This is a genomic window from methane-oxidizing endosymbiont of Gigantopelta aegis (genome assembly GCF_016097405.1).
GTDB lineage: Bacteria > Pseudomonadota > Gammaproteobacteria > Methylococcales > Methylomonadaceae > Methylomarinum.
On record NZ_JAEHGD010000001.1, the window covers coordinates 518345 to 540030 of the forward strand.

The following is a 21686-nucleotide window of genomic DNA, read 5'->3' on the forward strand; positions in this document are numbered from 1 at the left end:
CCAAGATCACTTGCCTTCTTCGCCGGAAAACAAAACAAAAAGCGCCGCACCCAATGAGCATAAGTCTGCTCCGTCCGAATGGAAAAATGCCGTACACGGATTTGCTCAACCAATTTATCCATCAATGTCTGAAATTGTGGACTCAATGACTTAGAAGGTGTCAAATCATTCCCGGATGTTATTCTATCCACTTCCCGAGCAATGGTCGAATGCTCGACAGTCAACCGAGTCGCCGCCTCTCGCCAATATGCCCAGTCAAACCCTTCTGCCCAATCGGGCTTCAACACATCTACAAAATAAACTTCAACCGCTTCAACAATCTGGCTGAACAGCCAATCCGGGAGATTCTCCTCAGAAGCTCGCATCATAAAATACTGCTTCACATCCTCCGCACAAGCCTCATCCAACCGCTTATTGTTTTTCCCCAGAAAGGCAAGCAGCCCCTTCAAATGACGCACATACCAAGGCCGCGCTTTCTCCGGGATTTTTCGGTCTAACAATGCGGATAAATAAATATTCCACCCAGATTGCGGAGATTTAGCTATACTTTTCGAAGGGTTTAAATCTTTTTGCATAGGATTATCTTATTGCACTAGACAGAACTCTGTCTAGTGCTTTATTATCTGATTCAATATAGTTAACTGTTATGCGCAGAATCCAGAAAGGGGATTTGAATGATCAAGGGAAGCTGCATGTGTGGTGAGGTCACATATGCAATCAATGGAGAAATCGGTGATATTACTCATTGTCACTGCACAACATGCAGGAAGGCGCACGGGACGGCGTTTTCTTCTGTTGCAGCAGTACAAATGAAAGATTTCGAGTTCACTTCGGGTGAAGAGCTAATCAAATGTTATCGGTCCTCTCCCGATAAAGTAAGGTGTTTTTGTTCAAACTGTGGGTCACACATTTATGCACACAGGGAAGGGCAAAGCCACTATATTCTCCGTTTAGGTACCCTTGACGATGATCCTGGGGCAAGACCAGTAAATCACATTTGGGTTAGTTTAAAGGCCCCTTGGTACAATTTGGAAACTGATTGCGGTCTTCCAAAATATGATGAATGGCCGGATGATCGCTAGGATAAAAGCGCATAACAAGGCGCTCCAGCCGACCGCGAAACCGCTGCGCGGTTTCGCGTCGGCTGAGCTTGGTCGTTATGTGAGCAAAAAAGAAGATACTCATGATGAAGGAGTTTTCTAAATGAAACGGGAAAGATACCCAATGCCTGAGTATATAAGGCAAGCTCTGGATGATAATAATGTTATCTCCGATTATGAAGCCCGACCTGAATACCAAAAAAATGATTACATTGGGTGGATTGAAAGAGCAAAACGACAAGAAACAAAAGAAAAACGCCTTAAGCAAATGATCGATGAGCTTAAAATTGGTGGCATCTACATGAAAATGAAACACCCAGCGTCAATTAAAAATAAGAGCTAACCATATGGACAAATCACATAACAAGTCATTCCACCTGACCGCAAAAAGCGGCGTTCCGCTTCGCTCCACTCTGCTTTTTGCGTCAGGTGAATTCAATCGTTAGAAATCCAGATGGTGAAGTGAAGGAAAGTAACAAAATTGAAAAAATTATTATATAAGGTATTTGTTAACAATAGAGTTATTGATTCTTTAAGTTCACCTTTCATTAGTATTATTGTTCCTCCCATAGTAGGTTTGTACTATGGTGCATTGGATATATGGGGAGACGAATGGAAAATCATAAAGGATTATAAAGAAATTCATGAGGTAATATTTTCTGGATTAGCAGGTTTCACTATCATAATTTTGTTTGTCAAAGGTATATCCGAGCAATTTAAAGGTGTAGTAAACAGGAAATATCAGAATTTATTGGAATCGATTATGGTTTTCTTTAATGATTTAGTGAAAAAGAAAAAAGATCGCTTCTATCAAAAAGCAAAAAAGGTCAAACCAAATGGGGATGTTTTTAAAATTATTACCCAGCCAAAAGATCAATTGGAATTTGTTCTTGATGGTGCAAAGAGGCTTTTGAAAAATGGTTTTGATATAAGCCCAAAAAACGTGGCAATAACAATAATACAAGGGATACCGTCAGAGGAAAAATGGTGGTATGAATTTAAGTGCGATGCTCAGAAACAACATACAAAAGCAAAACATATTATGGAAGGTAATTCAACATAAGCGCCAACTTAAGCAGGGCAATCGGGTTTAAAAAAGGGTTGAAATTATAATTTAGATAAGGTATTGGTTTTATCATTTTGATTATAAATGACAGTTACCCCAACGGCCTCAATTATCCACCATTTTTCAACGATTGCTGATCAAGAGTAGATCGGCGAAAGAAGCATCAACTCACTGATATATTTTTCATCACCTTGTGTGCGACTATTTGTGGAGCCGATAACTGGGTGGCCATTGAAAAATTTGGAAAGGCTAAAGAAAGCTGGTTCACTGAACAGCTTGGTTTAGAAAATGGAATCCCTTCACATGATACGTTGGGTGCTGTTTTTGCCGCCATAGATACGGAACAATTTAGTCAATGCTTCTCAAACTGGGTGGCCGATCTAGCGGACTTGGTTGAAGAAGATATTATTGCAATGGATGGCAAATGCTTAAGGCGCAGTATTGATAAAGCCTCAAATAAGTCAGCCATCTATATGGTGAGCGCCTGGTCGCGGAAAAACAGTTTGGTTTTAGGTCAGGCGAAAGTGGATGATAAATCAATGAAATTACGGCCATACCCAAACTTCTGTCGCGTTTGGATATTGCAGGCGCTTTGATTACAATTGATGCAATGGGGTGCCAAAGAAAATAGCCAAACAGATTATCGACCAAGGCGGTGACTATGTTTTGAGTTTAAAAGGAAATCATGGCACCTTACATGAGGATGTAAAGGCCTATTTTACATCCGCTTTATCGCTCAGAAATTGCCACAAAAAACCGTCAATGGTGAGCATGGGCGAATTGAAACGCGTTCTGTTCGTGTCACGGATGAGATTGAATGGTTAAAAAGGAGCATTCCTGGTCAGGATTAAAAAGTATTATTGCCGTCACAGCCACAAGAGAAGTGGATGAAAAAATAACCGAGGAAACACGCTATTTTATAAGCAGTTTAAGCGCAAACGATCCAAACAAGTTAGAGCATGCTGTTCGCGCTCATTGGGCGATTGAAAATAACTTGCATTGGGTTCTTGATCTTGCTTTTGATGAGGATAGCAACCGAACCCGCAAAGGATATAGTGCTTCAAACTTAGCTGTCATTCGACACATGGCCTTAAATTTAATAAAAGCCGAGGAAACGGCCAAAGTCGGTGTAAAAACCAAGCGAATGATGGCAGGGTGGGATAATGATTATTTACTCAAGATTCTTGGTGTAATTTAAACCCGATTGCCCTGCCAACTTAAGCCATTAAATCATTGATTACGTGTTGAAAATAAAGGTGTGGCCACCACATAGAGTCTTTTGCCGACAAAAGTGAAAACCCTATGAAAAAGCAGCCACCTCACATAGATACTCGTTTTGAACAATTTGTGCAAGAACTTCCAGAAGATTATCAACAACAAGCCTATGAATTTAAAGCCTTCACGCGTGCGCGCAAGATCCGTTCGCCCTTACAACTGTTACAGTTGGTGATGCTCTACTGTGGTCTGGATTTCTCCTTGCGGAGTTGCGCCGGCGAGGTGGCTCACTTACAGGGCTCACTTAAGTGATACGGCGGTAAAAAAAGACTGGCGGCCTGCGTTCCTTGGGTAAAATCCTTGCTATCGGGCGTATTTGGGTTGCATCAGGTGGTTGACAGTGGTTCATTAAGCTTCGTTATTATTGATGGCTCGACCGTGCAGGAACCCGGTGCGACAGAAACCACGTATCGGCTACATATCGCGATAGATTTGATTTCACTGACATTGCGCCAGGTTGAAGTCAGTACGGACAAGATTGGCGAAAGCCTTGACCATTATGTGCTGGAATCGGGCGATGTCGTGTTGATTGATCGTGGCTACAATCAACCGAAGTCGTTGGTGCCTTTTATTGACCGAGGTGGCGATATTGTGCTGCGCTATAACGCACACAGCATGAATTTATACGAGCTTGACGAGCACGGCAAAATGATAAAAATTGACTGGGAAACGAAATTACAACGTCTCGGGAAACAAGCGGGGCTATTCCGGTTTATTTGTGCCATGATACTAAACGAATCGCCTGCACGGTACATGCGGTTCCGTTACCTGCCGAAAAAGCGGCGCAAGCCCGGCGTAAAGCGAAACTCAGAGCGCAGAACAAAGGACGTACAGCCCAGGAAAAAACGCTCTATCTCAGTGAATGGGTCTTAATTTTAACGTCCGTGCCGGTCGAGTTGCTCAGCACCGAAACGGCTGCCGCGCTCTATCGTGTACGCTGGCAGGTGGAATTGGTGATCAAACGGCTGAAAAGCCTGTTGGCGATCAATCAATTACGTGCCCGTAAAGACAGTCAATTGGCCGAATTGTATTTACAGGGCAAACTTCTGTATGCGGTGGTTACGGAAAAGATCGCGCAGCGGTGTTTTACCAAGGCCTTGACGAAAATGGATGGGCCGCGTGCATTGACACCCTGGCGTTTGTATAAAACGATTGCTGAGGACATTAAATCAGGATTGAACGCCTGTTTTCCGAAGCAAGAACGCTTTCAGCGTGATTATTTGAAAAGCGTTAGCGAACGCCCGAGAAAACGTTCGTTGCAGAGTCTACCTGAACCGATTTTGGGAATGATTCGACAATGCAGAGAGCTGGGCGTAAGTCGTGTTTAATCAAGTGGTTGGGGGCTTAAGTTGGCGCTTATGAGGTAATTCAACTGCTAAGTATTGTTATGAAACAGGGGAAAGTGTTTTTGTTTCAGATATTAGGAAGGGAATAAAGGAAAATATTTTTTTGACATCGAATAGGTCAAAGCAAGCTGATTATGGTTCTATTTATTGCAAACCAGTTCGCATAAATGTTAATTCAATAGAGTTTGTTTATATATTTACTATAGTTGTTTATGGAGAGTTCCTTTGTACTCCATATGATGAGGATGAATGTAAAGCCTGTGAACAATTGTTGGATGAAGTAGGTGATAGAGTTGAGTTGGAGCTATATTTACACTCAATTAAAAAAATATAAAGAAACTGGAGGTAAAGCCGCATGAGAAGAATACTTATGAGTACAAAAAATGAATTTAGTTATTCTACAAATAATAATTCACGTAACTTAGCCGTAAAAAATTAGCTTCTTTTTTGATGGCGTTGAAGATAAAGCTTTAAGTAAAGATGAAGTAAAAATTTCTAACAATTGCATTAACTCGGACAAAATAAAGCGTGGTTCCTAACGTCGCCACGCTTTATTTTGCCGGTTATGCACGTCGTTATCTGCTCTATCCCCCCACACGCCCACATACGCTCATGTGGCGTGTGGGGGATTCTTGACTTAAAAAGGGCGCATAGCCCTAACCAATGCTTTAAGGCGCTTATTTTCCTGCATTAACTCAACCGCAGAACCAACAACACCAGGAAAATTTCCACGATATTCCCAATTTTGATAGGTGCGAAATGGCGTATTTAACTTTTCAGCCATTTCCGAAGCGGTTAAACCAAGCTCTTTTCTTGCTTCCTTCAAAGCATAAGAACGAACGTCATTTATGGCCATAAATACTCCACTGAACGTAAAAAACAGCGAAAATATACGTTATTGACGTAAAACGCAACAATTTAGACTCAAAAATACGTCAGGTGACGTATCATCAAAATTTAAAAACCTTTTGTTTTTCAATAGCTTACAAATTACATTTTTGGTGAATTCCGTCTGTATCCCTTGTCAGACATGGCTTTGAGAGGATTTGAGAGATTTTTCCGGAAGGCCGGAGTTATGTTGGGTGTTACTAGAACCCAACATCATTTCCAAAAGGAATTTACATCATAACTATGCAAAATTTTTTTCAACATGTATACACGTACATTGAACTCCACCGTTTCTTTAAACATTAGGGGCTGTTGCCGTTTTGAAAATCCCCTTGAAATTCAATAACTCCGCCACATAGATTGTTTATTTTGACTCAAAACAAGCAAACTATGCCCCGACAAATGCTTACGGATGAACTTTGGGAGAAACTGAAGATAATTATGTTGAAAATGGGAATTTATGACAAACCTTGTCTTCGAAAACAGTCGAAGGTATTTTTTATCGCTTGCGAGTAGGTTGTCCCTGGAGAGATTTACCCACGGCTTTTGGTAATTGGAATGCGGTATATAAACGATTCAATGACTGGTCTCGTAAAGAAAAACTGATGGGTATTTTTAACGCCTTGGTTGTTGATCCAGACCTGGAATGGGAATTTATTGATGGGAGTATTGTGAAAGCACATCAGCATAGTAGTGGTGCGGCCTGTGAACAAGAAACAGCGATAGGGGAAATCTGTCGCCGGGAACACCAGTAAAATTCATATGGCCGTTGATGCCTGTGGTCTTCCTATTCATTTCTCAGTGACAGGCGGCGAAGTTCATGACTGTAAAGAAGCACCGAAATTAGTTGCAGAGCTCCCAAAAGGTGACTATATAGTTGCTGACAGAGGCTATGACAGTGAAGCATTACGTCTTCAAATTAAAGACAAAGGGGCTGTTCCTGTTATCCCAAGAAAAAAGAATTCAACTCGGGGAAATGATGAAATGGATTGGTGTCTCTACAAATATCGCCATCTCGTTGAAAATGTGTTTGCAAGACTTAAGCATTTCAGAGCGATCGCCACGCGATATGACAAACTCAAACGAAATTTTGAAGGCTCTATCGCTCTGGCTTGCGCCTTTTATGGTTACCTATGTGAAATGGCAACAGCCCCTAAGTATTGTTAAAACTGAGAGTTTTATTGAAAAAGGAGTAAAACTTATAAGGGCGCAGTTGGACAGCAGAGAATTCAAAGAAGCTTTTTTGAAAATTACATCATTGCACTCCCCCATTCCCCGAACAACAAGCCATTGTCGCCAAGGTCAAAAAGCTGCTTGCCATATGCGACCAACTGGAAGCCCAGATCAGCCAGAACCAAACCCACGCCGAAGCCCTGATGCAAGCGGTGCTAAAAGAGGCGTTTCAACACGAAAAAGCGGATGTGTGCTAGGATTTGCCCATGACGAATGAGGCGTTGATTTCTCCACAAGTATTGCGATGGGCGTGTGAGCGCGCCCGTGTGTCCGATACCATGCTGGCGGAGAAAGTCAGCAAGAAGGCGCCGCTCTGGTTGCGGGGCGAGGCAAAACCAACCTTTTACAGGCGCAAAAACTTGCCAGAATATTGCACATTCCGTTTGGCTACCTGTTTTTAAGCGAGCCACCGCAAGAAACCATGCCTTTGCCCGATCTGCGCACGCTCGGCGATGTCGCCCTTGGCGAAATTAGCGTGGATTTGCGCGATGTCATCCTTGATGCCCAGCGCAAACAGGCGTGGTACAAAGAGTATGCCATCCAGCAAGGGATAGAAATTTTGCCGTTTGTTGGTCGTTTCTCTCTGGCCGATACGCCGCAAGATGTAGCGCGGAATATCAGCCAGATTTTGAACATTGATGATGCCTTGCGCCGCAGTATAAAAAACTGGGAAGCATTTTTGTCTGCACTGGTCGAAAAGGCAGAGGGTGTGGGCATCCTGATGATGCATAGTGGCATTGTCGGCAGCAATACGCACCGCCCATTGAATGTCGGCGAGTTTCGCGGCTTTGCTATCAGCGATCCGATTGCGCCGCTGGTGTTTCTGAACTGGAAGGATGCCAAGGCGGCGCGAATTTTCACACTGGTGCATGAACTGGCGCATATCTGGATTGGGCAAAGCGGCATCTCCGATGTTGCGTTAAATCAGGAAACTACAGCTATACACATGGATAGCGAAAGGTTCTGTAATGCGGTGGCGGCGGAGGTGCTGGTTCCTGAACAAAGCTTCCGTGAACGATGGAATAAACATGCAAACCTTGCGGACAACGCATATGACCTGGTTCGTTACTATCGTGTAAGTTCTATTGTCATTGGCAGACGCGCTTGTGATTTGGGACTGGTGACATGGGATGAATTCAGGATATTTTATCAGGATGAAGCCAGACGATGGATACAGCAGAGCGGTAAAAATGGCGGTGATTATTATTTGACCGCCCGCACCCGTCTGGGCAGGCGTTTCGCCTCTGCGGTGATTGCCAGTGTACAGCAAGGCAGCCTGTTGTTCCGGGATGCCGGGCAACTTCTGGACATGAACCCCGCAAAAATCCCTAACCTTGCCCGGGAACTGAAGCTTTGATACACCCTGCTTATCTGCTTGACGCCAATGTGTTTATACTCTTCGCAAATGAGAATTTAGCATAAAAGATGACGTAATGGAGTGAAATATATAAAATAAGGCCATGTCGAATTACACCCTTCCAGAGACTGAATTAGCCGATTTGCGCGAAGCCCATGGTGAGCTTCGAGAAAAACGTGATGCAGACCGAGTTAAAGCCATCATTCTTTTAGGTTCAGGCTGGTCAGCAACAAACGTTGCCGAAGCACTTCTCATTGACCGCAATACAATCCGTACCTACTATCGAAAATATAAGAAAGGTGGTCTTGCTAAACTCCTACAAACTCAGCATGTTGGAAGTGCCAGTTTCTTATCGGTTTCAGAAGCGACCGAGTTGGATGAATATCTGCAGAAAAATCTTCACTTAACCGCTAAATCGGTTGCAGCTTACATTAAAGAGCGTTGGCAGGTTCGCTATAGTGAACGCGGTGTGACAGCCTTGCTGCATCGCTTGGGTTATGTCTATAAAAAGCCCAAGCTGATACCCGGCAAAGCTAATGCAAAAGCCCAACTGGAGTTCCTTGAGAAATATCAACAACTAAAGGAAGACAAGCAGCCCGAAGACTTGATATTGTTCATGGATGGTGTTCATCCACAACATAATCCTGTAATGGCTTGTGGTTGGATTAAGCGTGGTGTGGAATTCACGATTCAGAGTAATACCGGGCGTCAACGTCTCAATGTCAACGGTGCAGTCAATATCGATTCTCTGGATACTGTCTGCCGCTTCTATGACACCATCAATGGCGAGGCAACGATTGATCTTTGTAAGGCGATTGAAGAACGTTACCCGAAGGCTGGGACTATTTACATCATTTGCGATAATGCACGCTACTACCGATCAAAGGCTGTCAGACAATTTCTTGAAATGTCGCGAATTGAATTAGTGTTTTTACCGCCGTATGCGCCGAATCTTAATTTGATTGAACGGTACTGGCGATATTTCAAGAAAGAAATCTTATATGACCAGTATTATGAAACATTCAAAGAATTCAAAATAGCCTGCGAGACATTCTTTTCTGAGCCAGAAAAGCATGTCGACAATTTGCGCTCACTTTTAACTGAGAATTTTCAAATTATCGGTGCATGATGGTTTGCTCTATTTTCATGTGCGGAGAGTATATCGAAGCGAGTAACCGCTATTACGGCTTTGATATTGTGCCTGCTTTCTGGACATGGCTGGATCAAAAACAGCAAGCCGGCGACATTGCCTCGATTAAATATGTGTATGATGAATTGACTCGTGGCGATGATGCGCTGTCCGACTGGGCCAAAACGCGCAAAGGCTCAAACTGGTGGCTAGATGTGAGCGATACCGATGTGCAAAATGCATACAAAGAAATTATCGCCTGGGTGATGGCGAGTACACATTTCACCCAAGCCGCCAAAGATCAGTTTCTTGCAGAGGCAGATCCCTGGCTGATTGCCAAGGCGACAGCGATTGATGCGATTATTGTGACCCATGAAGGATTTGATCCCAACAGAAAAAATAAAGTGACTATCCCGATTGTCTGTCAACATTTTGGTGTGAAGTGCCTGGATACTTTTGATTTGATTCGCAGTTTTGGAGACATGCTCGGTCTGTAGTGGTCAAGTGATTTATACCCAAAGATAGCCGCCTGAAGAATATCAGCTATTGGCGGTAAGATTGGCTCGACTGGGTATAAAAATAGACACAGAATTAACGTTTGTCACGGTTTCATTCTCTGTGTTCTCACTGGTCTCTGTGTCGATAAATGAGAGGCCAGATTGTCTGTGAATAATGAGAGGTTACGGAATTTTTGTTAAGATAAGCGATAACACCCTCACCTGACTGGGATGTATCATAAAAATTTCTTAGGAGCATGCCATGCCTGTTGATATTGTCTTGACTGTCATTGCGACCAGTTTCATCCAGGCCTTGTTTGGCGTTGGCGTGTTGTTGTTTGGAACGCCTACGCTGCTATTGCTTGGCTATAGTTTTGTCGATACTTTAAGCGTGTTGTTACCGATCTCGATTGCCATCAATGCTTTACAGATCGTCAAGCATTATGCGCATATCGATCTTGAATTTGTAAAACAGGTTCTGCGTTATACCATCCCGCCGGTGGTGCTGTTTCTAGTGTTGGCCACTAAAGCCGGTATCGATATTGCGCCAATTGTCGGCATTTTTCTGATTCTGGTTGCTTTGAAATCATTTTTCCCCTTCGTGGCACAGCAATTTTCCAGATTGTTGCATTTCCAGACCATTTATTTGATCGTGATGGGGATTGTTCATGGCCTGACCAATTTAGGTGGCGCCATGCTCACTGCCATCGTGCATGGAAAATCCTATGATAAAAATACCACACGGGTAACGATTGCCGTGTGTTATGCCTTGTTTGCCCTGTTTCAACTCGTGACATTGCTTTTATCCGGTCAGCAATTCCACTTGGCCTGGTCAGAAAATGTGACTATTTTGCAAATTGGCATTATTGTATTCCTGCTGACTGAAGAGTTTGTCTACAGTGGCATTGACAATAATAAATACAGCAGGCTGTTTGCCGCTTTTTGTTGGCTTCGGGGAGTCTGCTGATCATAAAATCGTTATGAGGTAGGAAAACATGAAAAAATCTTAAATTACTTCTTGATTGGTGTTTTAGCATTCATTCCCATTGTCGTCATTTTACAGATTGTCTGGTTTGTAAAAGATCGTCTGACTGACTTGTTTACGTCGGTTTATGGCTATTCTGACAATCTTATGATTACCCTTTCCTTGTTTTTTCTGAGTTTTGCTTTGTTTGCCTATGTCGGCTATCGTGTCAGTATGGGGCGGTCATCCATTATTGCGGCGATTGATGCGATTATCCACCGAATCCCGTTATTGAATACGATTTACCGGGTGACAAAAAAGTGGTCAACATGTTTTCCGGCCATGAAACACAAAAAGCCCGTGAAGTCGTTTATATCGAATATCCGAAAGAAGGTTTGTGGGTGCCGGCCTATGTCACCAATAAAAAGAGGATCGCTATATTTTATTTGTGCCGACATCGCCTAATCCAACATCGGGATTCACCGTGATCGTGCATGAATCCAAAGTTCGAAAATCAGCCATGAACATTGAGCAGGCCACCAGCTTCATCATCAGTGTGGGTGTCGATTATGAAAAAGTCGATGAAGTTCTTGACTTGCCTTAATAAATTTACAGTGGCTGTGGCATAAAGAAGATGGCACTGAGCTGTGTTGTCGAAAATTGGGGTGTCTGTGAAGGGCACCCCGTAACGTTGATGACGCCACTAAAAAAATGTTGGCAAAACTGCCGCGATTATTGAAACGGCGGCTCACGCCATTAGCACGGACGGTATTTACAGCGATTGATCAATGTGCGCTGGAAACATACGATATGCCGCTGGTGTTCAGTTCCACACACGGCGAGCTGGCCAAATCATTTAATATGATGCGGCAAATCGAAGCCGGGGAGGAAATTTCGCCGACCCATTTCAGTTTGTCGGTGCATAACGCCATTGCCGGCCTATTCTCGATGGCTTTCAACAATCAACAGCAATGCTCGGTGATTGCGCCGGGAATGGAAGGCATTGCGCCCGGTTTCATTGAGGCGTTAGGATTGCTGCAGGAAGGTTACACTCGTGTGTTGCTGGTGTTTTATGATGAGCCATTAGTGCCTTTTTATCCAGCAGAACCGTTTCGATTGTCGGCCGATGAAATGGCACTGGCTTTATGTTTAAGCATGGATGGGAAGGGATTGAAGTTGCATTTTTCCCAGTGTGCTCAATCCGGAGAGGATGGCGAGCAGCCGTTACAATTACCATGCTTGGTTAATTTCTTAAATAATCCCGAACAGGGGCTATTGCTGCGAACAGCTTATAAAGGTTGGTGCTGGCAGATCGATGCGTAAACGATTGAATTATTTTTGGCGCTTGTTTGCAACCGGCTTGAGCTTTACGGTTTTTGGGGCCGGTGGTTTTTTTTATGGCTGGTGTTTTTCCTCTATTGGCGCTGATTCCGGGCACGCGACAACAAAAACAGGCGTGCCCAGTATTGTGTACATTGTAATTTTATTTCTTTATAGCGTTGATGCGGCACCTCGGTATCATGGATTATCATATCGATGGACTCTGATAAGCTGAACAGACCCGGTCAACTGATTGTCGCCAATCATCCCACACTGATCGATATTGTTTTTTTAATTAGTCGCATTCCGTATGCCTGCTGTATCGTCAAAGACAGCCTGTGGCATAATCCTTTATGCGTGGACCGATTGTCAATGCCGGTTACATCAGCAATGGCGATTCGGAAAAGATGATTCAAGCCTGTGTCGAATGCTTGCAAGCGGGTGGCATTGTCATTATCTTTCCTGAAGGCACTCGCAGTGTGGATGGAAAGCCGTATAAATTCCAACGCGGGGCGGCGCGTATCGCATTGAAGGCCAATACTGTCTTGACTCCGGTCACATTGCGTTGCCACCCACCGACCTTGTCTAAGCAGGATAAGTGGTACCAGATTCCAGCGCAAAAATTTCATTTGGGAATGTCGGTGGAAATGATATTGTGCTGGACAATTTTCGCAACATCACGCCGGACAGTGTCGCGGTAAGGCGATTGACGCGGCATTTACAAGATTATTTCACTCAACAACGGAGTTGCATGAGCACACTGAAACATGAACTGAAACAATTAATCATCAATGCTTTGGATCTTGAAGATTTGCGTGTCGAAGACATCGACGATGATGAGCCTTTGTTCAACGAGGGACTCGGTCTCGATTCTATCGATGCTCTGGAATTAGGGCTGGCCATCCGGAAAAAATACGGTGTCCGTATTGATCAGGAAAAAGATGATGTGGTGAAGATATTTTCTTCGGTTTCATCCTTAGCGACATTTATCGAATCGGAGCGGAAATGATGACAGACAAAGACGAAATTCTGGAGATGATTCGGTCCATTATGCAGGAAATGTTTGAAATTGAGCCGGCCGACGTCACACTGGCATCGCGGCTCTACGAAGATTTTGATTTCGACAGCATCGATGCTGTCGATATGATTGTAAAACTGAAAGAGGTTACCGGAAAAGCGGTTAAGCCGGAAGATTTCAAAACGCCAGAACTGTTGAGGATGTGGTTGAGTCTGTTTTTAACGTAATGAACAGCGATTGACAGACCGGGAAAAACCTTTGAAAAAGCTGTCAATGCATTGGTGCTGACACTGACGCTGTTATATCCCATTATCGTTTATTACGCCGTGCAAACAGTTGCAGTCTGGCAAGTTGCGTCAGGGTTGTTTGTGTTGTTACTTATACGGCTGATGCTGCGTCGGGAAAAACAGGCGGCGGACTATTGGCTGGGCTTGTTGGCGATTGCGTTGTGTCTGTATGCGGCTTGGCAGAATAGCGCGATTGCCTTGCGTTTTTATCCAGTATTGATAAATCTCGGCTTATTGCTTTGGTTTGCGACTAGCCTGCGCTTCCCGCCGACGGTTATCGAACGTTTTGCACGTTTGCAACATCCTGATTTACCTGAAGAAGGGGTGCGTTATACCCGTAACGTTACCAAGGCATGGTGTCTGTTCTTTTATTTAACGGCGTACTGGCACTGATAACCGCTGTCTGGGCAGTTTTGAACTGTGGACACTGTACAATGGCATCATTAGCTATGTGCTGATGGGGTGCTAATGGCGATAGAATATCGGATTCGTTTAAAAACACAGGCACATGTCCGTTAATTCGCTTTCCGATTTTTTCAGACAAGACACTGGTGACCAGCGAGTCAGTTTCCATGAGGGGCAATGGAGACGACGGGCCCAGTTTATCCGCGATATAAAAAATCGGCAAAGCTGGTATCAGCAGCAAACGAGTTCCGACTTTGCGCTGTATTATGAAGCGACCTATCCGTTTGCCGTCGATTTATTTGCACTGCTCTTGGCCGCTAAAAAGTTTGATTCCCGGCAATAATCGTCCCGCTACAGCCGAAAATTTACTTCGGCAGGGCTGTCGTTTAATCGGCGAATGGGAGCGGTATGGCGAGGCGCCGCTGTTGATCAATGCAGCGCCTGAATGGAATGCGTGTATTTTGGGGCAAGGACAACTGGTCATTTACACTTCGGGTTCGACTGACAGCCTAAAGCCATCGTTAAAACGGCGGCCCAGCTGGAAGCGGAAATCAATGTATTGGAACAGTGTTGGGGCGATAAGATAAAGCACGCGGCTATTGCCGCAACGGTCAGTCATCAGCACATTTATGGTTTGTTGTTCAAGCTGCTATGGCCGCTGATGACAGGACGGTGTTTTCACAGCAGTCTGTATTTAAGCCCTGAAGCCTTGTTCAAAGCCGTCGCCGGCCAAACATGCTGCTGGATTGCAAGCCCGGCGCAATTGAAGCGGCTGGATGCACAAAGCCCCTGGCATGCAAATTGAAGCTACCGCAGCAATTTTTAGTTCGGGTGGGCGCTGGCAGCAGATGTGGCAAAGAAAATTCATCAATATAGCGGACAATCGGTTATCGAGGTTTATGGCAGTTCTGAAACCGGAGGCATTGCCTGGCGTCAGCAATGTGAGGATGCTTTGTGGCAGCCCTTGCCGCAAGTTCAACTGACCCAAGTAGAACAGACGGTCGTTTGCCGTTCACCGTGGATAAACGCAGCAGTGACACTAGATGATGTCATCGAATGGCAGGGCAATACCCGCTTTAAACTTCTAGGGCGTTTGGATGAAATTGTCAAAATAGAAGAAAACGCCTGTCATTGGCAGAAATGACACAGGTTTTGCAGCAGATGGCGGAAGTCGAAGCGAGCAAATTGATGGTGCTGCCTGGCAAGCGTGAGCGACTGGCGGCGGTTATCGTACTCAGTCCGCATGGGGCAGAGCAATTGCAGCGGCTTGAGCGGCGGGGCTTGATTAAGCGCATCAGAGAGCATTTATGTCATCATTTTGAAACGGTTTTATTGCCGCGAAAATGGTTGTTTGTAAACCGCCTGCCGGAAACCCCGCAGGGGAAAATGGATACGACCTTGTTAAGAACGTTGCTCAATCAAGATAGGTTACGCTATCCGCTGATTCAGCAGATTGTTTTTGCATCGGATTCGGTCAAATTGCAAATCAGGATTCAAGCGGCATTACAGTATTTCGATGGTCATTTCCCGCAGCAGCCTATTTTGCCAGGTGTGACCCAGCTGGCATGGGCCGATTATTATGGGCATTTGTTTTTTCAATTCAGCGTGGTTTTTCCAGGTTGGAAGCGGTTAAGTTCAAAAAAATCATTGTTCCTGACACTATTGTGACCCTCTCATTGAGTTGGAAAGCCGAAACCGGCAAGTTATGTTTTGATATTGAGAATGCGAGCGACGCTTTTGGTTCGGGGCGAATGGTTTATGATGCAATAACATGAAAACCTGTATTGTGATTCCGTTTTATAACCATCCACAAGCGATTCAACAGGTGCTTGAACAGCTGGAACCGTTTGTTTTGCCGTGTATCGTCGTCAATGACGGCAGTTCAGCCGACAGCCGGGCAGTGCTGGAACAGCTGGCACAGCGCTATGCCTGGGTGAGCTTGATTCATAGGCCGCAAAATGGTGGCAAAGGGGCTGCGGTCATTGATGGCTTAAACCATGCTATCGGGCAAGGCTTCAGTCATGCCATTCAGATTGACGCCGATGGCCAGCATAATATTGCCGATATTCCCCGCTTTTTGAGCGTCAGCGAAAGCCATCCAGACCAGTTGATTCTTGGCCAGCCAGTTTTTGGCTCTGAGGTGCCGAAGAAAAGATTGTATGGCCGTCAAATAACTAACATCTGATTCATATCAATACTTTATCGAATGTCATTGCTGATGGGATGTGTGGCTTTCGCTGTTATCCATTGGCCGCTGTTGAGCGGCTGTTGCAATCGGCCCGTTTAGGACAGCGGATGGATTTTGATATCGAAATCGTGGTCAGATTGTATTGGCAGGGCGTGGGCGTCATCAACCTGCCCACGCCCGTGCGTTATCCTCTCGATGGCGTTTCGCACTTCAATATGCTGAAAGACAATGTCCTGATTTCCGCCAAGCATGCACAACTCTTTTTCGGCATGTTATGGCGCTTCCTCTGCTACTGTTGCGCTGTTGGCTGATATCAGGCCGCGTGCCAGCATCAATTGAATCACTTGGTCGACACACTCTGCCAGTGAATGACGACCGGTATTGACGATTAACTCCGGTTTCTCAGGGGCTTCGTAAGGTGAGTCGATCCCCGTGAAAAAAGGAATTTCACCAGCTCGGGCTTTTTATACAGCCCCTTTACATCACGTTTTTCGCAGATATCCAACGGACATTCGCAGTAGATTTCAAGAAAATCACCATGCGGCATCAGTTTTCGGGCGGCTTGTCGGTCTTTTCTAAAAGGCGAAATAAACGCGGTCAAGGTAACGATGCCCGCTTCCGAGAACAGCTTGGCTATTTCCGCAATGCGGCGGATATTTTCAACCCGGTCGGCATCGGTAAAGCCTAAGTCGCTGCATAAACCATGACGGACATTGTCGCCATCAAGGACAAAAGTTGAGACATTCATGTTGTACAGACGCTCTTCCACTGCATGCGCGAGCGTGGATTTGCCGGATCCGGACAAGCCAGTAAACCATAATACGGCGCTTTTATGGCCTTGACGTTTTTCGCGTGCGGCACGATCAATGGTGGCATGGTGCCATACGGTATTGCTACTTTTTTGGGTCATTGTGGTATCAGGAATAATGTTGTTTAAAGGTAGAAATAAATTGCTCTAGTTGCGACTCTGGCAGCTGGTTAATGCCGGCGGCAGCTTTTCTGCCACCACCACCTGGAAAGCGCGCGCAGAGTTCATCGGCGCCGGTTTTCAAGTTTAAAGGTGCTCTGACGCTGATTTGAAAATTGCCCGCAGGTGTGCGTGTGATAATGGCATGGGCCCTGTCTGGTGCCTGATTTGCCAGCTGATTGCCAAACACGCCGCTAATACGCCTGGCCCAGGAGGCATCGGGTAATAGATAGACGGCAGTTTTTTCATCCGCTTCTAAAGGCTGTAATGCTGCGGCCTGTTCCATATCGGATTGATAAGCCTCTTGTAATTGGCGAAATAAATCACCGCGCTGCTGAATGATATCAAAAGGTGATTTGAATTGAATCAGGATGTTGAATAATTCGGCTGGATGAATATGCAAGTCTTCGATGCTGGCGCCATAGCCATTGTAATTGATATAAATCCCAAGTTGTTTCAGCCTTTCCCGCTGCTCTGTGGATAACATCAGCGTATCGGCAAGCTGCTCTGCGCTGTGATCCAAATTGTCGCCGTATGCCGCCACGATGGCCCATTCTGGATAGGGCTGCTGTAAATACTGGTTGACCAGCAAACTGGTGCAGACTTTGGGGCTGGTATCGATAAGCGCGGTTAGGTTTGAATGTTCAGGTATCTCACCGGCCTGATGATGATCGACATATAAAATTTCTGCACCGGCACTTAAGAGGCGGCATAAATCGTCTTTATTTTTAGCCAGTGAAATATCCAGTACAGTCACCTTGTCTCCAGCTGTTGCCGTGACGCGCTGAAGTAACTGAATATCACGCTTGACACCGGTGATGAGTTTGGACTCGGCAGGCTGTGATAGGCGCAGTTGAATCAAGGCGCAGATGCCATCGGCATCACCATTAAAAACATCAATTTGCATTGCGGTAAAATGATTTTGCTAAAACCCTTATCGTAGACTAACATCTAAAGTATTGCCAATTTTGTTAAAGGAGAGAGTATGATTCCTGTTATTTTGTCAGGCGGTTCAGGAACCCGGCTGTGGCCGTTGTCGCGCAGTCAGCATCCTAAACAGTTTCTGCCGCTGGCTTCGGATAAAACCATGGTGCAGGAAACTGTCTTACGTTTGCAAGGACTGGAAAGTTTGCAACCCGTCCTGGCAGTTTGTAATGAAGATCATCGATTTATGATGGCAGAACAACTTCGGGAAATCGGTATTCAGCCCGCTTCAATTATTCTTGAGCCGGCTGGGCGTAATACTGCGCCGGCTATTGCATTGGCGGCTTTGGCTAGGGGCTGTTGCCATTTCACATAGGTAACCATAAAAAGGCGCAAGCCAGAGCGATAGAGCCTTCAAAATTTCGTTTGAGTTTGTCATATCGCGTGGCGATCGCTCTGAAATGCTTAAGTCTTGCAAACACATTTTCAACGAGATGGCGATATTTGTAGAGACACCAATCCATTTCATCATTTCCCCGAGTTGAATTCTTTTTCTTGGGATAACAGGAACAGCCCCTTTGTCTTTAATTTGAAGACGTAATGCTTCACTGTCATAGCCTCTGTCAGCAACTATATAGTCACCTTTTGGGAGCTCTGCAACTAATTTCGGTGCTTCTTTACAGTCATGAACTTCGCCGCCTGTCACTGAGAAATGAATAGGAAGACCACAGGCATCAACGGCCATATGAATTTTACTGGTGTTCCCGGCGACAGATTTCCCTATCGCTGTTTCTTGTTCACAGGCCGCACCACTACTATGCTGATGTGCTTTCACAATACTCCCATCAATAAATTCCCATTCCAGGTCTGGATCAACAACCAAGGCGTTAAAAATACCCATCAGTTTTTCTTTACGAGTACCGCATTCAATTACCAAAAGCCGTGGGTAAATCTCTCCAGGGACAACCTACTCGCAAGCGATAAAAAATACCTTCGACTGTTTTTCGAAGACAAGGTTTGTCATAAATTCCCATTTTCAACATAATTATCTTCAGTTTCTCCCAAAGTTCATCCGTAAGCATTTGTCGGGGCATAGTTTGCTTGTTTTTGAGTCAAAATAAACAATCTATGTGGCGGAGTTATTGAATTTCAAGGGGATTTTCAAAACGGCAACAGCCCCTAACACCCGGCATAACATTTCTTTATCAAGGGTTTTCGTAGTCTTACACCGCGGGATAAACCCGCGGCACTTAGACTCCGAAAACCCTTGACAAAGAAATCTTATGCCGGGTGTTAAACATGTTTAAACGGTGGAGCTGACATGTTTTGGGTTCTCATTATGGTTTGGTTCAAATAATCCATTTAGCGGACTCATAGCGCTATGTAGGCGCTTATTTTGTAAAACTGGCAGAACCTAATAAATTCAGTTAGGGGCTGTTGCCGTTTTGAAAATCCCCTTGAAATTCAATAACTCCGCCACATAGATTGTTTATTTTGACTCAAAAACAAGCAAACTATGCCCCGACAAATGCTTACGGATGAACTTTGGGAGAAACTGAAGATAATTATGTTGAAAATGGGAATTTATGACAAACCTTGTCTTCGAAAAACAGTCGAAGGTATTTTTTATCGCTTGCGAGTAGGTTGTCCCTGGAGAGATTTACCCACGGCTTTTGGTAATTGGAATGCGGTATATAAACGATTCAATGACTGGTCTCGTAAAGAAAAACTGATGGGTATTTTTAACGCCCTGGTTGTTGACCCAGACCTGGAATGGGAATTTATTGATGGGAGTATTGTGAAAGCACATCAGCATAGTAGTGGTGCGGCCTGTGAACAAGAAACAGCGATAGGGAAATCTGTCGCCGGGAACACCAGTAAAATTCATATGGCCGTTGATGCCTGTGGTCTTCCTATTCATTTCTCAGTGACAGGCGGCGAAGTTCATGACTGTAAAGAAGCACCGAAATTAGTTGCAGAGCTCCCAAAAGGTGACTATATAGTTGCTGACAGAGGCTATGACAGTGAAGCATTACGTCTTCAAATTAAAGACAAAGGGGCTGTTCCTGTTATCCCAAGAAAAAAGAATTCAACTCGGGGAAATGATGAAATGGATTGGTGTCTCTACAAATATCGCCATCTCGTTGAAAATGTGTTTGCAAGACTTAAGCATTTCAGAGCGATCGCCACGCGATATGACAAACTCAAACGAAATTTTGAAGGCTCTATCGCTCTGGCTTGCGCCTTTTTATGGTTACCTATGTGAAATGGCAACAGCCCCTAATATCAAAAGCAGATAACAAGGCGCTGAACCGGACGACAACAAGGTCACAGGCATACCAAAGCCCCTACCTAAATAGGAACGTCCTCGATAATACAGCGATATTACGATCGCCGGTTAGCTTGTCGTTATGCTACTTAAACGAAAAAGGAGATTTAAATGTTAAAAAAATCATGTTGATCGCTTTGGTTTCTACTTTATTTGCTGGTTGTGCTTCAGTACCGATGGAAGGCATTGAAAAACCACAGAAGCACAAAAGTTCAACCCTCCATCGGAAGGAAATTCTGGGCTATACATCTATCGTTCTGGTAGTTTCGGCGGAGCTTTAAAGAAAGATGTTTGGGTTGATGGAAAATGCATCGGTGAAACCGCACCGAATGTTTTTTTCTATGAAGAAGTTGAAGGTGATAAAGAGCATAAAATTTCCACAGAATCTGAATTCTCCCCTAATGACCTGCTAATTAAAACTAAAAGCGGTATGCTTTATTTTATCCGTCAATATATAAAGATGGGAGTATTTGTTGGCGGTTGTTAATGGCCATCTAAACTGACCCACTAGCGGACAACAAAAATGACCCCTTTTTTAACCTAAGGGGCAATTGTCCCGTATGCTTTCATCTTTTCTTGAGCTTTAGAAAAGGAGAAGGCTTTGAAGGAGTGGTGTATGATTCATAAAATAAAATCGTTATATGATGATGGCAACGGCTTGGGTAAAAGGCCATAGCTCGGCAACTGGGTATTTCAGTCAACACGGTGCGCAAGTATCTGGCGATGGATGAAGTGGCGATGAGTGCTTATCTGTCCAATCGGCCACGGCACAAACAGCTGGATGATTACCGGGACTACATTATCCATCTGCTGAAAACCTTTCCCCAGCTGAGTGCCGTCAAGGTACAACGTAAATTGAAAGAAAAGTATCCAGAACTGGAGGTTTCGTCCCGTTCAATCCGTCGTTATACTCTTCGCAAATGAGAATTTAGCATAAAAAGATGACGTAATGGAGTGAAATATATAAAATAAGGCCATGTCGAATTACACCCTTCCAGAGACTGAATTAGCCGATTTGCGCGAAGCCCATGGTGAGCTTCGAGAAAAACGTGATGCAGACCGAGTTAAAGCCATCATTCTTTTTAGGTTCAGGCTGGTCAGCAACAAACGTTGCCGAAGCACTTCTCATTGACCGCAATACAATCCGTACCTACTATCGAAAATATAAGAAAGGTGGTCTTGCTAAACTCCTACAAACTCAGCATGTTGGAAGTGCCAGTTTCTTATCGGTTTCAGAAGCGACCGAGTTGGATGAATATCTGCAGAAAAATCTTCACTTAACCGCTAAATCGGTTGCAGCTTACATTAAAGAGCGTTGGCAGGTTCGCTATAGTGAACGCGGTGTGACAGCCTTGCTGCATCGCTTGGAGTTATGTCTATAAAAAGCCCAAGC

General features: G+C 44.6%; 31 protein-coding genes and 8 pseudogenes. 34 read left to right on the plus strand and 5 right to left on the minus strand.

What is annotated here, in order from left to right; all coding sequences use genetic code 11:
* The coding region (locus JEU20_RS02530; protein WP_342590443.1) for a phage integrase N-terminal SAM-like domain-containing protein at positions 1 to 575 on the minus strand (575 nt) is incomplete at its 3' end.
* A 99-nt stretch (positions 576 to 674) separates the two neighbouring features.
* Here JEU20_RS02530 and JEU20_RS02535 point away from each other — a divergent pair.
* The 8 genes from JEU20_RS02535 to JEU20_RS14930 all read left to right on the plus strand — a co-directional run bounded on the left by JEU20_RS02535 (position 675) and on the right by JEU20_RS14930 (position 4769).
* Complete coding sequence (locus JEU20_RS02535) at positions 675 to 1082, plus strand: GFA family protein (protein WP_198243540.1); 408 nt, start codon at positions 675 to 677, stop codon at positions 1080 to 1082.
* Positions 1083 to 1203: 121 nt separating this feature from the next.
* Positions 1204 to 1443: a YdeI/OmpD-associated family protein gene (locus JEU20_RS02545; RefSeq protein ID WP_245395065.1), complete on the plus strand. Its 240-nt coding sequence runs from the start codon at positions 1204 to 1206 to the stop codon at positions 1441 to 1443.
* A gap of 138 nt (positions 1444 to 1581) precedes the next feature.
* Positions 1582 to 2163 carry a hypothetical protein gene (locus JEU20_RS02550; RefSeq protein ID WP_198243541.1) on the plus strand — a complete coding sequence of 194 codons (582 nt, stop codon included), beginning with the start codon at positions 1582 to 1584 and terminating at the stop codon, positions 2161 to 2163.
* 194 nt (positions 2164 to 2357) lie between these two features.
* Positions 2358 to 2762 carry an ISAs1 family transposase gene (locus tag JEU20_RS15760; RefSeq protein ID WP_245395066.1) on the plus strand — a complete coding sequence of 135 codons (405 nt, stop codon included), beginning with the start codon at positions 2358 to 2360 and terminating at the stop codon, positions 2760 to 2762.
* 19 nt (positions 2763 to 2781) lie between these two features.
* The gene (locus JEU20_RS15765; RefSeq protein ID WP_245395067.1) at positions 2782 to 2991 is read left to right on the plus strand and encodes a hypothetical protein; all 210 of its coding nucleotides are present in this window, start codon (positions 2782 to 2784) and stop codon (positions 2989 to 2991) included.
* Positions 2984 to 3364, plus strand: a complete 381-nt coding sequence (locus JEU20_RS15770) for an ISAs1 family transposase (protein WP_245395068.1) — start codon at positions 2984 to 2986, stop codon at positions 3362 to 3364. Before JEU20_RS15765 ends, JEU20_RS15770 begins: the two co-directional genes overlap by 8 nt.
* Positions 3365 to 3468: 104 nt before the next feature.
* On the plus strand, positions 3469 to 3693 hold the full coding sequence (locus tag JEU20_RS14925; protein WP_198245627.1) for a hypothetical protein: 225 nt from the start codon (positions 3469 to 3471) through the stop codon (positions 3691 to 3693).
* A 464-nt stretch (positions 3694 to 4157) separates the two neighbouring features.
* Complete coding sequence (locus tag JEU20_RS14930; RefSeq protein ID WP_245395069.1) at positions 4158 to 4769, plus strand: transposase; 612 nt, start codon at positions 4158 to 4160, stop codon at positions 4767 to 4769.
* Between the two features lie 655 nt (positions 4770 to 5424).
* Here the strand turns inward: JEU20_RS14930 and JEU20_RS02565 are convergent.
* Positions 5425 to 5643, minus strand: coding sequence for a helix-turn-helix domain-containing protein (locus JEU20_RS02565; protein ID WP_198243542.1), 219 nt, complete (start codon positions 5641 to 5643; stop codon positions 5425 to 5427).
* Between the two features lie 422 nt (positions 5644 to 6065).
* Here JEU20_RS02565 and JEU20_RS02570 point away from each other — a divergent pair.
* The 21 genes and pseudogenes from JEU20_RS02570 (at position 6066) to JEU20_RS15570 (ending at position 16384) form a co-directional block, all read left to right on the plus strand.
* Positions 6066 to 6814 (plus strand): annotated as a pseudogene (locus JEU20_RS02570) (IS5 family transposase).
* Positions 6799 to 7125 carry a hypothetical protein gene (locus JEU20_RS02575; protein ID WP_198243543.1) on the plus strand — a complete coding sequence of 109 codons (327 nt, stop codon included), beginning with the start codon at positions 6799 to 6801 and terminating at the stop codon, positions 7123 to 7125. Before JEU20_RS02570 ends, JEU20_RS02575 begins: the two are co-directional and overlap by 16 nt.
* Positions 7115 to 7309 carry a hypothetical protein gene (locus JEU20_RS02580; protein WP_198243544.1) on the plus strand — a complete coding sequence of 65 codons (195 nt, stop codon included), beginning with the start codon at positions 7115 to 7117 and terminating at the stop codon, positions 7307 to 7309. The genes JEU20_RS02575 and JEU20_RS02580 overlap by 11 nt, the downstream gene beginning before the upstream one ends.
* Positions 7279 to 8265, plus strand: a complete 987-nt coding sequence (locus JEU20_RS02585; protein WP_198243545.1) for an ImmA/IrrE family metallo-endopeptidase — start codon at positions 7279 to 7281, stop codon at positions 8263 to 8265. Before JEU20_RS02580 ends, JEU20_RS02585 begins: the two co-directional genes overlap by 31 nt.
* 103 nt (positions 8266 to 8368) lie before the next feature.
* Entirely contained in the window at positions 8369 to 9394 is a 1026-nt protein-coding gene (locus tag JEU20_RS02590; protein ID WP_198243546.1) for an IS630 family transposase, read from the plus strand.
* 17 nt (positions 9395 to 9411) lie between these two features.
* Entirely contained in the window at positions 9412 to 9891 is a 480-nt protein-coding gene (locus JEU20_RS02595; protein ID WP_198243547.1) for a DUF4411 family protein, read from the plus strand.
* 262 nt (positions 9892 to 10153) lie between these two features.
* Positions 10154 to 10858 carry a hypothetical protein gene (locus JEU20_RS02600; protein WP_245395070.1) on the plus strand — a complete coding sequence of 235 codons (705 nt, stop codon included), beginning with the start codon at positions 10154 to 10156 and terminating at the stop codon, positions 10856 to 10858.
* A 326-nt stretch (positions 10859 to 11184) separates the two neighbouring features.
* Positions 11185 to 11343 (plus strand): DUF502 domain-containing protein, encoded by a 159-nt coding sequence (locus JEU20_RS15555; protein ID WP_342590497.1) that lies wholly within the window; start codon positions 11185 to 11187, stop codon positions 11341 to 11343.
* Positions 11304 to 11459 carry a DUF502 domain-containing protein gene (locus JEU20_RS15560; RefSeq protein WP_342590507.1) on the plus strand — a complete coding sequence of 52 codons (156 nt, stop codon included), beginning with the start codon at positions 11304 to 11306 and terminating at the stop codon, positions 11457 to 11459. The genes JEU20_RS15555 and JEU20_RS15560 overlap by 40 nt, the downstream gene beginning before the upstream one ends.
* A 107-nt stretch (positions 11460 to 11566) precedes the next feature.
* Positions 11567 to 12178 carry a beta-ketoacyl synthase chain length factor gene (locus tag JEU20_RS02610; protein ID WP_198243259.1) on the plus strand — a complete coding sequence of 204 codons (612 nt, stop codon included), beginning with the start codon at positions 11567 to 11569 and terminating at the stop codon, positions 12176 to 12178.
* 213 nt (positions 12179 to 12391) lie between these two features.
* Positions 12392 to 12586: a hypothetical protein gene (locus JEU20_RS14935; protein ID WP_245395071.1), complete on the plus strand. Its 195-nt coding sequence runs from the start codon at positions 12392 to 12394 to the stop codon at positions 12584 to 12586.
* On the plus strand, positions 12529 to 12876 hold the full coding sequence (locus JEU20_RS14940) for a lysophospholipid acyltransferase family protein (protein WP_245395072.1): 348 nt from the start codon (positions 12529 to 12531) through the stop codon (positions 12874 to 12876). The genes JEU20_RS14935 and JEU20_RS14940 overlap by 58 nt, the downstream gene beginning before the upstream one ends.
* Before the next feature lie 50 nt (positions 12877 to 12926).
* Positions 12927 to 13184, plus strand: coding sequence for a phosphopantetheine-binding protein (locus JEU20_RS02620; protein WP_198243261.1), 258 nt, complete (start codon positions 12927 to 12929; stop codon positions 13182 to 13184).
* Positions 13184 to 13434 (plus strand): annotated as a pseudogene (locus JEU20_RS02625) (acyl carrier protein). Before JEU20_RS02620 ends, JEU20_RS02625 begins: the two are co-directional and overlap by 1 nt.
* Positions 13435 to 13471: 37 nt before the next feature.
* Positions 13472 to 13873: a COG4648 family protein gene (locus JEU20_RS02630; protein WP_245395073.1), complete on the plus strand. Its 402-nt coding sequence runs from the start codon at positions 13472 to 13474 to the stop codon at positions 13871 to 13873.
* A 278-nt stretch (positions 13874 to 14151) separates the two neighbouring features.
* On the plus strand, positions 14152 to 14472 hold the full coding sequence (locus JEU20_RS02635) for a hypothetical protein (RefSeq protein ID WP_198243548.1): 321 nt from the start codon (positions 14152 to 14154) through the stop codon (positions 14470 to 14472).
* On the plus strand, positions 14445 to 14690 hold the full coding sequence (locus JEU20_RS02640; protein WP_198243549.1) for a hypothetical protein: 246 nt from the start codon (positions 14445 to 14447) through the stop codon (positions 14688 to 14690). Before JEU20_RS02635 ends, JEU20_RS02640 begins: the two co-directional genes overlap by 28 nt.
* Before the next feature lie 45 nt (positions 14691 to 14735).
* Positions 14736 to 15029 (plus strand): hypothetical protein, encoded by a 294-nt coding sequence (locus JEU20_RS02645; protein ID WP_198243550.1) that lies wholly within the window; start codon positions 14736 to 14738, stop codon positions 15027 to 15029.
* 242 nt (positions 15030 to 15271) lie between these two features.
* A pseudogene (locus tag JEU20_RS16010) lies at positions 15272 to 15660 on the plus strand (ApeI family dehydratase).
* Positions 15657 to 16070 carry a glycosyltransferase family 2 protein gene (locus tag JEU20_RS15565; protein WP_342590444.1) on the plus strand — a complete coding sequence of 138 codons (414 nt, stop codon included), beginning with the start codon at positions 15657 to 15659 and terminating at the stop codon, positions 16068 to 16070. Before JEU20_RS16010 ends, JEU20_RS15565 begins: the two are co-directional and overlap by 4 nt.
* 38 nt (positions 16071 to 16108) lie before the next feature.
* Positions 16109 to 16384 (plus strand): hypothetical protein, encoded by a 276-nt coding sequence (locus JEU20_RS15570; protein ID WP_342590445.1) that lies wholly within the window; start codon positions 16109 to 16111, stop codon positions 16382 to 16384.
* Here the strand turns inward: JEU20_RS15570 and cysC are convergent.
* Both cysC and JEU20_RS02665 read right to left on the minus strand, forming a co-directional pair.
* Positions 16346 to 16983: pseudogene (cysC, locus tag JEU20_RS02660) on the minus strand (adenylyl-sulfate kinase). The gene JEU20_RS15570 and the pseudogene cysC sit on opposite strands and share 39 nt — an antisense overlap.
* A gap of 7 nt (positions 16984 to 16990) precedes the next feature.
* Complete coding sequence (locus tag JEU20_RS02665; protein ID WP_198243552.1) at positions 16991 to 17947, minus strand: DHHA1 domain-containing protein; 957 nt, start codon at positions 17945 to 17947, stop codon at positions 16991 to 16993.
* Between the two features lie 78 nt (positions 17948 to 18025).
* Between JEU20_RS02665 and JEU20_RS02670 the strand changes: the two are divergent.
* Positions 18026 to 18316 (plus strand): annotated as a pseudogene (locus JEU20_RS02670) (sugar phosphate nucleotidyltransferase); the annotation flags it as partial.
* Between the two features lie 16 nt (positions 18317 to 18332).
* On the opposite strand, the pseudogene JEU20_RS02675 reads toward JEU20_RS02670, so the two are convergent.
* Positions 18333 to 19058: pseudogene (locus JEU20_RS02675) on the minus strand (IS5 family transposase).
* Between the two features lie 422 nt (positions 19059 to 19480).
* On the opposite strand from JEU20_RS02675, the gene JEU20_RS02680 reads away from it, so the two are divergent.
* The 4 genes and pseudogenes from JEU20_RS02680 (at position 19481) to JEU20_RS14945 (ending at position 21675) form a co-directional block, all read left to right on the plus strand.
* A complete protein-coding gene (locus JEU20_RS02680; protein ID WP_198243554.1) occupies positions 19481 to 20230 on the plus strand; it encodes an IS5 family transposase in 750 nt (249 codons plus the stop codon).
* Between the two features lie 188 nt (positions 20231 to 20418).
* Positions 20419 to 20774 (plus strand): annotated as a pseudogene (locus JEU20_RS02685) (DUF2846 domain-containing protein); the annotation flags it as partial.
* A gap of 135 nt (positions 20775 to 20909) precedes the next feature.
* Positions 20910 to 21202 (plus strand): annotated as a pseudogene (locus tag JEU20_RS02690) (hypothetical protein); the annotation flags it as partial.
* A 119-nt stretch (positions 21203 to 21321) separates the two neighbouring features.
* Positions 21322 to 21675: a helix-turn-helix domain-containing protein gene (locus tag JEU20_RS14945; protein WP_245395074.1), complete on the plus strand. Its 354-nt coding sequence runs from the start codon at positions 21322 to 21324 to the stop codon at positions 21673 to 21675.
* Positions 21676 to 21686 lie beyond the last annotated feature (11 nt).

Excerpts from the sequence above, each read along its gene's own strand:
- JEU20_RS02535 (WP_198243540.1), top strand. The coding sequence starts at position 675 with ATGATCAAGGGAAGCTGCATGTGTGGTGAGGTCACATATGCAATCAAT.
- JEU20_RS02545 (WP_245395065.1), top strand. The coding sequence starts at position 1,204 with ATGAAACGGGAAAGATACCCAATGCCTGAGTATATAAGGCAAGCTCTG.
- JEU20_RS15770 (WP_245395068.1), top strand. The coding sequence starts at position 2,984 with ATGGTTAAAAAGGAGCATTCCTGGTCAGGATTAAAAAGTATTATTGCC.
- JEU20_RS14925 (WP_198245627.1), top strand. The coding sequence starts at position 3,469 with ATGAAAAAGCAGCCACCTCACATAGATACTCGTTTTGAACAATTTGTG.
- JEU20_RS02565 (WP_198243542.1), bottom strand. The coding sequence starts at position 5,643 with ATGGCCATAAATGACGTTCGTTCTTATGCTTTGAAGGAAGCAAGAAAA.
- JEU20_RS02575 (WP_198243543.1), top strand. The coding sequence starts at position 6,799 with ATGGTTACCTATGTGAAATGGCAACAGCCCCTAAGTATTGTTAAAACT.
- JEU20_RS02580 (WP_198243544.1), top strand. The coding sequence starts at position 7,115 with ATGACGAATGAGGCGTTGATTTCTCCACAAGTATTGCGATGGGCGTGT.
- JEU20_RS02590 (WP_198243546.1), top strand. The coding sequence starts at position 8,369 with ATGTCGAATTACACCCTTCCAGAGACTGAATTAGCCGATTTGCGCGAA.
- JEU20_RS02595 (WP_198243547.1), top strand. The coding sequence starts at position 9,412 with ATGTGCGGAGAGTATATCGAAGCGAGTAACCGCTATTACGGCTTTGAT.
- JEU20_RS02600 (WP_245395070.1), top strand. The coding sequence starts at position 10,154 with ATGCCTGTTGATATTGTCTTGACTGTCATTGCGACCAGTTTCATCCAG.
- JEU20_RS15555 (WP_342590497.1), top strand. The coding sequence starts at position 11,185 with ATGTTTTCCGGCCATGAAACACAAAAAGCCCGTGAAGTCGTTTATATC.
- JEU20_RS02610 (WP_198243259.1), top strand. The coding sequence starts at position 11,567 with ATGTTGGCAAAACTGCCGCGATTATTGAAACGGCGGCTCACGCCATTA.
- JEU20_RS14935 (WP_245395071.1), top strand. The coding sequence starts at position 12,392 with ATGGACTCTGATAAGCTGAACAGACCCGGTCAACTGATTGTCGCCAAT.
- JEU20_RS14940 (WP_245395072.1), top strand. The coding sequence starts at position 12,529 with ATGCGTGGACCGATTGTCAATGCCGGTTACATCAGCAATGGCGATTCG.
- JEU20_RS02620 (WP_198243261.1), top strand. The coding sequence starts at position 12,927 with ATGAGCACACTGAAACATGAACTGAAACAATTAATCATCAATGCTTTG.
- JEU20_RS02635 (WP_198243548.1), top strand. The coding sequence starts at position 14,152 with ATGAAGCGACCTATCCGTTTGCCGTCGATTTATTTGCACTGCTCTTGG.
- JEU20_RS15565 (WP_342590444.1), top strand. The coding sequence starts at position 15,657 with ATGAAAACCTGTATTGTGATTCCGTTTTATAACCATCCACAAGCGATT.
- JEU20_RS15570 (WP_342590445.1), top strand. The coding sequence starts at position 16,109 with ATGTGTGGCTTTCGCTGTTATCCATTGGCCGCTGTTGAGCGGCTGTTG.
- JEU20_RS02665 (WP_198243552.1), bottom strand. The coding sequence starts at position 17,947 with ATGCAAATTGATGTTTTTAATGGTGATGCCGATGGCATCTGCGCCTTG.
- JEU20_RS02680 (WP_198243554.1), top strand. The coding sequence starts at position 19,481 with ATGCCCCGACAAATGCTTACGGATGAACTTTGGGAGAAACTGAAGATA.
- JEU20_RS14945 (WP_245395074.1), top strand. The coding sequence starts at position 21,322 with ATGGTGAGCTTCGAGAAAAACGTGATGCAGACCGAGTTAAAGCCATCA.